The sequence below is a fragment of the Pantoea sp. SO10 genome (assembly GCF_005281435.1).
Lineage (GTDB): Bacteria > Pseudomonadota > Gammaproteobacteria > Enterobacterales > Enterobacteriaceae > Pantoea > Pantoea leporis.
Genome location: NZ_CP040095.1, coordinates 2939764 through 2952277, shown reverse-complemented (window position 1 = coordinate 2952277; position 12514 = coordinate 2939764). Strand labels below are relative to the sequence as shown.

Annotated in this window: 11 protein-coding genes; 5 read left to right on the top strand and 6 right to left on the bottom strand. The window is 56.3% G+C overall.

Annotation, left to right across the window (positions count from 1 at the left end; genetic code table 11):
• Positions 1-49 precede the first annotated feature (49 nt).
• Complete coding sequence (gene mgrA / locus FCN45_RS13645; RefSeq protein WP_101763593.1) at positions 50-1039, bottom strand: L-glyceraldehyde 3-phosphate reductase; 990 nt, start codon at positions 1037-1039, stop codon at positions 50-52.
• Between the two features lie 213 nt (positions 1040-1252).
• Here mgrA and FCN45_RS13640 point away from each other — a divergent pair, with 213 nt between their 5' ends.
• Positions 1253-2905, top strand: coding sequence for an alpha-keto acid decarboxylase family protein (locus FCN45_RS13640; RefSeq protein WP_137386236.1), 1653 nt, complete (start codon positions 1253-1255; stop codon positions 2903-2905).
• Between the two features lie 160 nt (positions 2906-3065).
• Entirely contained in the window at positions 3066-4031 is a 966-nt protein-coding gene (glk, locus tag FCN45_RS13635; protein WP_101763595.1) for a glucokinase, read from the top strand.
• Between the two features lie 31 nt (positions 4032-4062).
• On the opposite strand, the gene FCN45_RS13630 is transcribed toward glk, so the two are convergent.
• Positions 4063-4788: a LytTR family DNA-binding domain-containing protein gene (locus tag FCN45_RS13630; protein ID WP_137386235.1), complete on the bottom strand. Its 726-nt coding sequence runs from the start codon at positions 4786-4788 to the stop codon at positions 4063-4065.
• Positions 4785-6476 (bottom strand): sensor histidine kinase, encoded by a 1692-nt coding sequence (locus FCN45_RS13625; protein WP_110866529.1) that lies wholly within the window; start codon positions 6474-6476, stop codon positions 4785-4787. Before FCN45_RS13625 ends, FCN45_RS13630 begins: the two co-directional genes overlap by 4 nt.
• Before the next feature lie 269 nt (positions 6477-6745).
• Here FCN45_RS13625 and FCN45_RS13620 point away from each other — a divergent pair, with 269 nt between their 5' ends.
• Positions 6746-7270, top strand: a complete 525-nt coding sequence (locus FCN45_RS13620) for a GNAT family N-acetyltransferase (protein WP_137386234.1) — start codon at positions 6746-6748, stop codon at positions 7268-7270.
• Positions 7271-7388: 118 nt separating this feature from the next.
• Complete coding sequence (gene alaC, locus FCN45_RS13615) at positions 7389-8627, top strand: alanine transaminase (RefSeq protein ID WP_008101332.1); 1239 nt, start codon at positions 7389-7391, stop codon at positions 8625-8627.
• 41 nt (positions 8628-8668) lie between these two features.
• On the opposite strand, the gene ypdK is transcribed toward alaC, so the two are convergent.
• The 3 genes from ypdK to FCN45_RS13600 form a co-directional block, all read right to left on the bottom strand.
• Positions 8669-8740 (bottom strand): membrane protein YpdK, encoded by a 72-nt coding sequence (gene ypdK / locus FCN45_RS13610; protein WP_099686956.1) that lies wholly within the window; start codon positions 8738-8740, stop codon positions 8669-8671.
• Between the two features lie 202 nt (positions 8741-8942).
• Positions 8943-9971: an HlyD family secretion protein gene (locus tag FCN45_RS13605; RefSeq protein ID WP_137386233.1), complete on the bottom strand. Its 1029-nt coding sequence runs from the start codon at positions 9969-9971 to the stop codon at positions 8943-8945.
• Positions 9972-9976: 5 nt separating this feature from the next.
• Complete coding sequence (locus FCN45_RS13600) at positions 9977-11578, bottom strand: MFS transporter (RefSeq protein WP_137386232.1); 1602 nt, start codon at positions 11576-11578, stop codon at positions 9977-9979.
• Between the two features lie 150 nt (positions 11579-11728).
• Between FCN45_RS13600 and FCN45_RS13595 the strand changes: the two genes are divergently transcribed.
• Positions 11729-12514 carry an IclR family transcriptional regulator gene (locus tag FCN45_RS13595; protein WP_137386231.1) on the top strand — a complete coding sequence of 262 codons (786 nt, stop codon included), beginning with the start codon at positions 11729-11731 and terminating at the stop codon, positions 12512-12514.

The window sequence follows — 12514 nt, the reverse complement described above, 5'->3', positions numbered from 1 at the left end:
GAATTTTCTGCTGCGGAAAACGCCCGACCAATGCCGGGCGGGTAAACGTTTACACTAAGATATTGTGGATAGCGTCGATCTCATCCTGGCTTAGTTCCGGCTGGCTCAACATCTCAACCGCATCATCAATTTGCGCGGTTTTACTGGCGCCAATCAGCACCGAGGTGACACGCGCATCGCGCAGCACCCAGCTCAGCGCCATCTGCGCCAACTTCTGGCCGCGCTGTTGGGCAATCGCCTGCAGCTGACGCACTTTTTCCATCTTCTCTTGCGTCAGCTGGTTTTCATTCAGGAACTTACTGCCGCTGGCGATGCGCGAGTCTTGTGGAATACCCTGCAAATAGCGGTCGGTTAACACGCCACCCGCCAGCGGCGAGAAGGCGATGCAACCAACGCCGTTGTCGCCCAGCACATCCAGTAAACCCTGCTCAGGCGTACGTTCAAACATCGAATAACGCGGCTGGTGGATCAGGCAAGGCGTGCCGAGGTCGCGCAGAATCGCAATCGCTTCGGCGGCTTTGTCTGCCGGATAGTTGGAGATGGCGGCATACAGCGCTTTGCCCTGACGCACCACCTGATCCAGCGCACGCATGGTCTCTTCCAGCGGCGTTTCGGGATCGGGGCGGTGATGATAGAAGATATCAACGTACTCCAATCCCATGCGCTTCAGGCTTTGATCGAGACTGGAAATCAGATACTTGCGCGAACCCCAATCGCCGTATGGGCCGTCCCACATGGTGTAACCGGCTTTAGTTGAAATCACCAGCTCGTCACGCAGTCCCTGAAAATCCTCGCGCAGAATGCGACCAAAGTTGGATTCCGCCGATCCCGGCGGCGGGCCGTAATTATTGGCGAGATCGAAATGGGTAATGCCGCGATCAAAGGCATGGCGCAGCAGTTCACGGCTGTTATCGACGCGCGTACTGTCGCCAAAGTTATGCCACAAACCCAGTGAAATCGCCGGTAACTTCAGGCCGCTACGGCCACTGCGGCGGTATTGCATCTGTTGATAACGTTCGGGATGGGGAAAAGCACTCATGCAGCGTTCCTGTCTCATAGGGGAGAAAGTGACATCAGCATATCAGTGTATGCGTTTACACTAAGGCGAAACGCGCCGAAGATCGCAACTTACAGAATTATCTGTCGTCGTAACGAATGCTTGCCACAAATCACCACGCCACGATGATGAATATCTCGCCAATTCAGCCACATCGCTAATACTCCTGATTATCCCCTTAACAAGGAGCTGTCGATGAAAAACCCGAACGTTGGCGATTATTTACTGCACCGATTACAGCAAGCTGGCATCCGTCATCTGTTCGGCGTGCCCGGCGATTACAACCTGCAATTTCTCGACAGCGTGATTGCGCATCCCGATATTGCCTGGGTTGGCTGTGCCAATGAACTGAATGCGGCGTATGCGGCGGATGGTTACGGGCGCTGCAACGGTGCGGCGGCACTGCTGACCACCTTTGGCGTCGGTGAGCTCAGCGCTATCAACGGCATCGCCGGCAGCTATGCCGAATATGTGCCGGTGATTCATATCGTTGGCGCGCCCGCCAGTCAGGCGCAACAGCAGGGCGATTGTGTGCACCATTCGCTGGGCGACGGCGATTTTGGTCACTTCCTGCGTATGGCGCAGGAAGTAAGTGTGGCATCGGCGGTGCTTACGGCGGAAAACGCAGTGGCTGAGATTGATCGCGTTATCAGCGAGGCGCTAACGCAACATCGCCCCGGCTATTTATTGCTGGCGGTGGATGTGGCGGCGGCTGAGATTTCGCTACCAGAGGAAAAAAATACAGCCGCAGATAACCATCAGCAGGTTGCCGTGGCCTTTGCCGATGCGGCAGAACGCTTGCTGGCACCGGCGCAGCGCGTGGCGCTGTTGGCCGATTTCCTGGCCTCACGCTGGCAGTTGCAGCCGCAGCTTGAGGCGTTGCGCCAGCTGCGTGCGATTCCTGCCGCCACCTTGTTGATGGGCAAGGGCGTGCTGAACGAGCAGCAGCCGGGCTTCGTCGGTACGTACGCCGCGCAAGGCAGCAGCGATGCGGTGCGTCAGGCCATCGAAGATACCGACGTTACGATTTGCGTCGGCGTGCGGTTTACCGACACCTTAACCGCCGGCTTCACACAAAATCTGCCCGCCGAGCGCGTGATCGATCTGCAGCCGTTTCAGGCCACGGTCGCTGGCGAGGTGTTTGCGCCGTTGAGCATGCAGCAGGCGCTGGCGGCGCTGACGCCGATTTATCAGCGTCACTGCGCGCACTGGCGGCTGGCAGATGCGCCTGAGTGCGAGGAAAGTGAGCAAATTGCTGCGGCGGTAATCAGTCAGCAGGCATTCTGGCAGGCGATGCAGCGCTTCCTGCAACCCGGTGATATTATCCTTGCCGATCAAGGCACTGCGGCCTTTGGTGCGGCGGCGCTGCGTTTACCGCAGGATGCACAACTGTTGGTGCAACCGCTGTGGGGATCGATTGGCTATACTTTACCCGCCACTTTTGGTGCGCAAACCGCGCAGCCAGATCGGCGGGTCATCCTGATCATTGGCGATGGCTCTGCGCAGCTGACGATTCAGGAGTTAGGTTCGATGCTACGCGACGGCCAGCAGCCGATTATCTTCTTGATTAATAACGATGGTTATACCGTTGAGCGCGCGATTCACGGTGCTGAGCAACGTTACAATGATATCGCGCAATGGAACTGGACCGCGCTACCGCAGGCGCTGAGCCAGCACTGTGCGGCGCAAAGCTGGCGCGTCAGCGAAACGGTGCAACTCGACGCGGTGATGGAACAATTAATGCGGAATCGACGTCTGTCGCTGGTGGAAGTGGTGATGGACAAACAGGACTTGCCGCCGCTGCTGCGTAAGGTCACCGCCGCATTGCATCAGCGTAATAGTGGCTAAATTTCGGAAAGTTGCCGCTGGGAAGTCGGGCAGGTGATCGGTAGGCTGTGCAGCATCTTTGAATGGATTACGCCCATCGTGCAGGTGGGCGTTGTTGTTTTATTGGCAGGCTTTTATAGTGTCCTGCAATTGTTTATGACCCAAGCGGAGCAGCAGAAGAATGACAACATACGCCCTGGTCGGCGATGTGGGCGGTACCAATGCCCGTCTCGCATTGTGTGAGGTAGAAAACGGCGCTATCTCGCAAGCCCAAACTTTCTCAACATCAGACTACGACAATCTCGAAGCGGTGATTCGCCACTATCTGGACGAGCAAAAACAGGACATTAAGCACGCCTGTATCGCTATTGCCTGTCCGATTACCGGCGATTGGGTGGAGATGACCAACCACGATTGGGCGTTCTCGACCAAAGTGATGAAAGAGCATCTGGCGCTGGAAAGCCTGGAAATCATTAATGATTTCACCGCCGTTTCGATGGCGATTCCGATGCTGAGCGAACAGGAAGTGATTCAGTTCGGCGGTAGAGCGCCGGTTGAAGGCAAGCCTATCGCGATTTATGGTGCGGGCACCGGCCTTGGCGTCAGCCATTTGGTGCACGTGGATAAGCGCTGGATCAGCTTGCCGGGCGAGGGCGGTCACGTCGACTTCGCGCCAAATAGCGAAGAAGAGGGTGAAATTCTCGAAGTGCTGCGCGCGGAGATTGGCCACGTTTCGGCGGAACGCGTGCTGTCCGGTGCCGGTTTGGTCAATCTGTATCGCGCTATTGTGAAGTCAGATGAGCGTGAGCCAGAAAACCTCAAGCCTAAAGATGTCACCGAACGCGCATTAAAAGATACCTGCATCGATTGCCGTCGCGCGCTGTCGTTGTTCTGCGTGATCATGGGCCGTTTTGGCGGCAACCTGGCGCTGAATCTGGGCACCTTCGGCGGCGTTTATATCGCGGGCGGTATTGTGCCGCGCTTCCTCGATTTCTTTAAAGCCTCCGGTTTCCGCGCGGCATTTGAAGATAAAGGTCGCTTCCGCGATTACCTGGTCGATATTCCGGTATATATGATCACTCACGATCAGCCGGGCTTACTTGGCGCCGGTGCGCACCTGCGTCAGGTGTTGGGCCGCGAGCTGTAAGCATGCAGGCGAGCGGCATCCGCCGTTCGCCTTATAATCTCATTAACTGCCGAAAGGCTTTCACCTTGCTGCGACTCACCGGCACCTGCGCATCCAAATCACGCAACTTCACCAAATAGGTATTGTTAAACCATGGCTCGATTTCACGAATCTTGCTCAGGTTGACGCAGTAAGAGCGATGGCAGCGGAAGAACTGCTGTTCCGGTAAACGGCTGCAAAACTCACTGATCACCATCGACATCACATAGGCCTCGCGGCGCGTATACACAAACGTCAACTTCTCATGCGCCTCAACGTAATAGATCTCGTTGATATCGGTGACGATAATGCGTTCATCTTTCACCAGATTGACGGTTTGTGGCGAGTTGGCCGCTGCGTTTGGTGGTTGCAACTGTTGTTGCGCGCTGGCTTCCAGTTTTTGCAGCATCGTCATGATGCGCGACTCATGATACGGCTTGAGAATGTAGTCAAACGCGTCCAGCTCAAACGCTTCAACCGCATGCTCCTTCCACGCGGTGATAAACACAATCAATGGCTTATGAGCAAACTGATTGATGTTTTGCGCCAGCAGCATGCCATCAAGTGAAGGAATGTTGATATCGAGGAAAATCACATCCACACGATGGTTCTGCAGATATTTCAGCACTTCCAGCCCATCATCAAAGCAGGCCTCAACGCTGATTTGGCTATGTTGCTGAATCATCCAGCTTAACTCTTGCTGGGCGAGAAACTCGTCTTCAACGATGATGGCTTTCACGTGGCGGTTTCCGTGGTGGGGCGCAGCGGGGCAGGCAGCCGCTGGCCATTCTTGCTAAGCGTAAAGGCGATTTCCGTGCCGGGATGATGGCGGGTGATGACCAAACCCTGGCCGGAGAGCAGCTTAACGCGATGATGCACATTCAGCAGACCAATTTTGTTGCCGGGCATCTCGTTTCGCGCCACGCGGCTCATCACATCATCGCTGATGCCATCACCGGTATCGCGCACCGCAACGCGCACCCGATCGCCTAAATCCTTCACGCTCAGCGTCACTACGCCTTTGCCGCGGCAAGGCTGAATGCCGTGCACAATCGCGTTCTCTACCAGCGGCTGAATCAGCAGGCTGGGCAGCGTGAAGTGCAGATCTTCATCCACGTCATAAATCATCGACAGCTTATCGCCGAAACGCGCCTGCTCAATCGCGATGTAATCCTTCACCTGCCACAACTCTTTCTTGATATCGATAAGCTCGTCATCGTTGAGTTCGAGGTTGTAACGCAGATAACGTGACAAATTGATCACCAACTGGCGCGCGGTGTCTGGATTAAGGCGAATCGAAGAGGAAATAGCATTCAGGGCGTTAAACAGGAAATGCGGGTTAATTTTGCTCTGCAGTGCGCGCAATTCTGCCTTGTTCGCCATCTCACGCAGCTGTTCAGCCCGCGAGACTTCCAGCTGGGTGGAGATGATTTGCGACAGCCCAATCGCCATCTCTTTCAGCGACCCGGTGATGCGATGCGCTCGGCGATAATAGATTTTTAGCGTGCCTGTCACTTCCCCTTTTTCCCAAAGGGGAATAACCAGCATCGAGTGAATATCTTTGGTGCGATGCGCCTCGTCGTTGTTCTTAATAATGATTTTACCGCTGGCGATCGCCTGCGCGGTGGTCGGGCTGATGGCATCATCGCCGTTGTGATAGTTCTGCTCGCCGTAACCGACATAGGCGAGAATCTGTTTGTTATTGGTGATGGCGACCGCATCGGCGTGAATGTCGGTGCGGATGATATCGCACACTTTATGCAGCGACTGGCTATCAACCTGGCGAAACAGCGGCAATGTTTTGTTGGCGATCTCCAGTGCGAGCTTGGCCTGACGCGCCGCAATCGCCTCTTTTTCACCTTCGACGCTCTGCACCAGCAGCACGATTAAACCGATGCTTGAGGCACCCAGAATCATCGGCAGCGCAATCTCGGACACAATCGCCAGGCCCAGCGTCATTGGCTTGGCCCACAGCACAATCAGCAGCATGGTCAGGCTTTCGCACAACATGCCGCCAAGAATACCGGCGCGCCAGCGCTGCTCTTTATTCACCCGGCGGTTGATCACGCCCGAAGCGATGCCAGCAATGATGCTGGTGATCAGGCAAGGCACCGCCGTGACGCCATCCATATCAATCAGATAGCGATGTAAACCGGCAATCACGCCGGTGGCGATGCCCACCCACGGACCAAACAGAATGCCGCCGGACATCACCGCAATCACGCGCACATTGAGCAGCGAGCCGTCGACGTTAATGCCTGACCAAGTGCTGAACAGCGCAAACAGCGAGAATATTGCCGTCACCACCAGTTTTTCTCGCACCGAATGCTCATCTTTTTGCAACAGCTGACGAAACACCCGCGTGCGCGTGAGGAAGAACAGACAGATCAGCATCAGCGCCGCGCGGTCAAAAACCGCCAGCAGCATGTCGAAGTGGGAAGGCAAGGGCATCTCTCAGGCAAGAAACGGGAGGCTATGATAAAAAATGTGGTCAGGATCCGCCAGCGCCACGGCAATCTGCAGACCTTTCTCGTAGCCGGGATCAATTTTGAGCATGCCTGGTCGCCATAAATAGCGACATCCGCCAAAAGAGGAAAACTTGAGGAACAAAAAGAGGATTAGCGAAAGCGTGCGCCGATCGCTGGTTGTCAATACGCCGGTTTGCTATGTTGCCGGATAAAAAGGGGAGCTTAGCCATGCAATTACTCACGCCACGTTTGTCCCTCAGTCGGCTTCAACCTGAAGACTGGCGGATTTTCAAAGCGGTACATCAGGACCGCACGACCATGACGTGGGTCAGTGAAATTCCGGATGAAAACGATATTCGTCAACGCTTTACTGAGCGTTTGGCGCCGTGGCAGGCGAGCAGTTTTCATATGCTGTGTCTGGTGGCGCGCATCCGGGAAACCGGCGAGCCGATTGGCCTGTTTGGCTGCAGCGCCGAGTGGCATCCTTATCGTCAGGCCGAAGTGGGTTACATGCTGCGCGCGGCGTTTACCGGCATGGGTTATGGCAGTGAAGCGCTCGACGCGCTGTGCCAGTTTTTGCTACAGGCAGAATTTCATAAGCTGAAAGCGATGGTGATTGAGGGGAATTGGCCGTCGCGCCGCATTCTGGAGAAGAATGGTTTCGTCCTTGAGGGTACGCTGCGGGATAATTATCTGCTAAACGACCAATGGGTAAGCGATTGGGTGTTTGGCCGCCTGAATCCGCAACATTAAAAAAATTTCCGTCTGCTCTCGACAATCTTGTTATCAGCGCGTTATGTTCTTGGTGCGGTCACCACAGTGACCCACGTCGCTCGGACGGTCCGGGCGCTTACGTAAACCAGAGGACATCATGGCTGATAACAGCACACCCCGTCGTTTCTCGCGTATTGAACGCCTTCCCCCGTATGTTTTTAACATTACCGCTGAATTGAAGATGGCTGCGCGTCGGCGCGGCGAAGACATCATCGATTTTTCGATGGGCAATCCGGATGGCCCGACGCCGCCGCACATCGTCGAAAAACTCTGCCAGGTGGCGCAGCGCGAAGACACGCACGGTTACTCAACCTCGAAAGGTATTCCCCGTTTGCGTCGCGCGATTTCGCGCTGGTACGCAGACCGTTATCAGGTAGAGATCGATCCAGAATCGGAAGCAATAGTCACCATCGGCTCCAAAGAGGGTTTGGCGCACTTGATGCTGGCCACGCTCGACCACGGCGACACCGTGCTGGTGCCGAACCCCAGCTATCCGATTCACATTTACGGCGCGGTCATTGCCGGCGCGCAGGTGCGTTCTGTTCCGTTGGTAGCGGGCGTTGATTTCTTCAACGAGCTGGAGCGGGCGATTCGCGAAAGCTATCCCAAACCGAAAATGATGATTCTCGGCTTCCCGTCGAACCCTACAGCGCAATGCGTTGAGCTCGACTTCTTTGAGCGCGTCATCGCGCTGGCGAAGCAGTACAACGTGCTGGTCATCCACGATCTCGCCTACGCTGATATCACCTACGATGGCTGGAAAGCGCCGTCGATTATGCAGGTGCCAGGCGCGCGTGATGTGGCGGTAGAATTCTTTACCCTGTCGAAAAGCTACAACATGGCGGGCTGGCGCATCGGCTTTATGGTCGGTAACAAAGAGCTGGTCTCCGCGCTGGCGCGCATCAAAAGTTATCACGATTACGGCACCTTCACGCCACTACAGGTCGCGGCGATTGCGGCGCTGGAAGGCGATCAACAGTGCGTGCGCGATATTGCTGAACAGTACAAACGCCGTCGTGATGTCTTGGTGAAAGGCCTGCACGAAGCGGGCTGGATGGTCGATCTGCCGAAGGCGTCGATGTACGTCTGGGCGAAAATTCCCGATCACTACGCGCATCTCGGCTCGCTGGAGTTCGCCAAATTACTGATGCAGGAGGCCAAAGTGTGCGTCTCGCCGGGCATCGGTTTCGGTGATTACGGGGATACCCACGTGCGTTTCGCGCTGATTGAAAACAGCGATCGTATTCGTCAGGCGGTGCGGGGGATTAAATCGATGTTCCGTGCCGATGGCATTTTGCCGGGAACGGTGAAAGCGCTGGAAGAAGAAGAGGAATAACCATTAAGTGGGGCGACTCAGCGTCGCCCCGCCTGGCGGCTCTACAGCATCAGTACAAAAGTACCGACCCAAAGCAACAGGAAGAAAGAAATTCCCATCAAAGCGTATCTCACAAAACAACTCCTCTGAGCGGCTACCCGGCGGGCGATCCCAAACCCGCGTAACCCGAACAGAATAAGAGAAAGGTGGAGTTCATCATCGCTACACGCTTTCTTCTCAGGTCGCTCCGGGCAAGCCCGGAACAGGATCGAGGGCTAATTTACGCGGAATTGTCCCAAAAATAAATAGGCCGCTTCTGAGATATCGCTCACATTTTCAGCGGGTCTCAATCTCCGGTATCGCCGACATTCCCACGCGCAGTTTTGCCAGATCCAGCTGGTTCTCATCAAGCACAATTTTCACCGGTAAACGCTGTACCACTTTGGTGTAATTGCCGGTGGCGTTGTCCGGCGAAATGGCGGAAAAGGTCGCACCCGTTGCTGGGGCGATGCTATCGACGCGACCGCTAAATACCTTGCCCGGCAAGGCATCCACCTTCACGCTCACTTTCTGCCCTTGCTGCACATCCGCCAACTGGGTTTCCAGATAATTAGCGGTGATATAGGTTTGCTGCAGCGGCACCACCGCCAGCAAACGCGTGCCTGCGCTAACGTAGGCGCCGAGGCGCACCGAACGCTGACCGACCATGCCATCCACCGGCGCCACAATCCGCGTGTAGGAAAGATTGAGCTGCGCCTGATCGACGCTGGCCTGCGCGGCAGCGACATCGGCAGCGGCCTGACGCACCGCAGCTTGTAGCACGCCAACTTGCTTGACGGCGGAAGCTAGCGCCGCTTCGCTCTGGCGGACGGTAGCCGAAGCGGATCGCTGCGTTGAGTTGGCTTTTTGCTGATCGTCTGCGGCGATGGTGCCACTTTTATACAGCTGGTTGTAACGCGCGGCGCTTTGTCCGGCGTACTGCGCTGAAGCCTGGCTCGCCGCTAACGTGGCCTTCGCCTGGTCGATAGTGGATTGCTGCTGTTCCAGCTGCGCCTGGCTACTCAAACGCTTCGCCTCGCTGACCTGCAAATTGGCCTGCGCGGTCTCTAACGCCACGCGGTAATCGCGATCGTCGAGTGTCGCCAGCAGTTCGCCGGCCTTTACGCGCTGGTTGTCTTGCACGTTGACGCTGGCGATGTAGCCGGAAACTTTCGGCGCAACCAGCGTATAATCGGCATTCACATAGGCATCGGTGGTGCGGTGATCGTTGCCGGTCATCGATGACCAGACAAAAAAGGCCATCGCTAATAACACCAGTAATAAGGCGCTCAACAGCACCGTTCTCTTCAAAGCAAAAGCTTGCATATCAATTATCTCGACGTCGTCGTAACAGGTTGAATCAGTGTTTGTGGTGGCCAGACGCGTTTTGGCAGCCAGGCGGTTAACAGTACAAGCAGGGCGGCGAAGGCAATCAGCATCTGGTAGCAATCACTCAGGCTCAGCACCATCGCCTGCTGTTTCAGCAAGGTGGCGAAGCCGCTGAGATTTTCCGCGCTGCTGACGCTGCCGTCCGGCAGCAACGGCGCGCTGCTGCTGGATTGTGCGCTGTTCGGCGCCGTCATCAGCCATGAACGGCTGGCGGCGCTATCGACCAGCACGTTGGAGTGGAATTTTTCACGGTGGCTGATAAACCATTCCACCAGCGTGCTGGCGGCGATGCTGGAGAAACCGCGCACCGTGTTGAACATCGCCGAGGCAAAGGGGCCTTCTGGTGGTGCAACCACGCTGGTGGCACTCATCAGCACCGGCAAAATCACCATGGGCTGGCCGAACGCCTGCAAAATCTGCATCAGCCAGAAATTCTGCCGCGCCCAATCGGTGGTGATGTGCATGCCCATCAGGCAGGACGTCACCAACAGCGCTACGCCCGCTGTCAACATCCAGCGGCAATCCACCCAGCGAATATTCAGTAGCGCGGCAACAAAAGGCGCGATCAGCAACTGCGGCAATCCGATGGTCAACGCCAGCGGGGCGAACTGCAGCGTGCGGAAGCCTTGCACCTGCGCCAGATAGGCCGACGGCAGCGCCGAACCTGACAGCGACAGAATCAGCACGCCCGCCAGCACCAGCAAGCCGTGCGCGAGATTGCGCCGTCCCAGCATCTGCAATTTGAACAGCGGCAGCGGATGAAACCATTCATTAATAAAGAACACAGTCAGCAACGCCAGCGCGCTGAATAATAGGCCGCAAAATAACGGCGATTCGAGCCAGTCGAGTCGCTCGCCCTGCGTCAGCGCCAGAATCAACAGCGCCATACCGGAGCAGCCGGTCAGCATGCCGAACAGGTCGATCTGTTTAAAACGCTCAAGGCGCAGCGGATCCTGCGGCAAACCCCAGCTAATCAGCAGCATGGCAATCAGCATGGCGGGCACCACTTGCCAGAAGACAAACAGCCAGCTGACGTCATCGGTCCAGAACGCCGCCAGCGAAGCGGCCATATTCGGACCGAAGGTGGCGGTCAGCGCATATCCGGCTAAACCGTATAATTTGATCGGCGGCGGCAGAAAGCGCAGCGCAACGGTCATCAGCATTGGCGGCAGCGCGCCGCCAAATAACCCCTGCACCACGCGCAAGGCGATAAACAGCGTGGCGTTAGGCATCAGCGGCAGCAGCAGACCGCTCAGCATAAAACCAGCGGAGACGGTGAGCGCAAAGCGGCGCAGCGAAAAGGTGACGGCGAACCAGGGCGCAATCATCATTGCCGCCACTTCAGCGGCCTGATACGCGGAGATGATCCAGCTGCCTTGATCGTAACTGATGCCGATGGCAGCGCGGATATCGGCTAACGCGATATCAGTGACGCGATCGTTTAATCCCGATGTGAGCGCGGCAATCAGCACGCCAACCAATCCCAGCGCCAGGCGCAGAGTAAACGGATGGGGGGCCGGAGCCGCAATGGGCTGGGCGTTCATAGCAGGCTTCTCGTTATAGTGTTGATGCAGTGTATTGCGATGTGATACAGATGGCATCTTACATATCGATATGCTGTATTGCAATGTGATACAGGGTGTAAAAGTGCGATCATTCGCGTTAAAGTAGGGCAGGCCAAAAAGGAACGCATCATGGTTGAACTTCCCTCAAGCCGTGAGGATGAAAAAGCGGGTGGCATTCAGGTCATCGCGCGTGCGGCAAAAATTCTGAACGCGCTGGGTGAGCATCCCGGCGGCATGAGTTTGGGTGAAATTGCGCAGGTGGTTGATCTGCCGCGCTCGACGGTGCAGCGCATTATTGGTGCGCTGGACAGCGCACAGCTGGTGCGCAGCAGCGGTGCCGGCGGGTTACGTCTTGGTCCGGCGCTGCTCAAGCTGATCTCCAGCGTGCACAGCGACGTGGTGGAAATCGTGCGTCCATTCCTCGAACAACTCTCTGCAGAGATTAACGAAACGGTATCGCTGGCGCGGGCCAGCGGCACGCAGCTGGCTATCGTGCATTATGTGGTGGCCTCGCGCGAACTGCGCGTGGTGCCGCGCATTGGGCTGAATTTGCCGCTTTACAGCACATCGGGCGGCCGCGCGTTGCTGGCGCTGGAGAGCGATGAAGATGTGCGCGTGATGGTGGGCGAAGCCTATAAAGAGTTAACCGAGATGACGGTGAAAACGCTGCCGCAATTGCTGGAGCTGATTGCCGAGGTACGCGCCAGCGGATTGGCGATCGATCGCGGTGAGACGCTGGAGGGCATTTCGACCATGGCGGTCGCCATTGATACGCTGTTTGGCCGCTTCTCCATCTCATTATTGGTGCCGACCGCGCGTTTTCATAAGCAGGAAGCGCATTATCGTGACCAAATCATCAAGTGCAAAGAAGCCTTGATTCGTGAAATTGGCAAAATGACCGCTGTGGAAGGATAA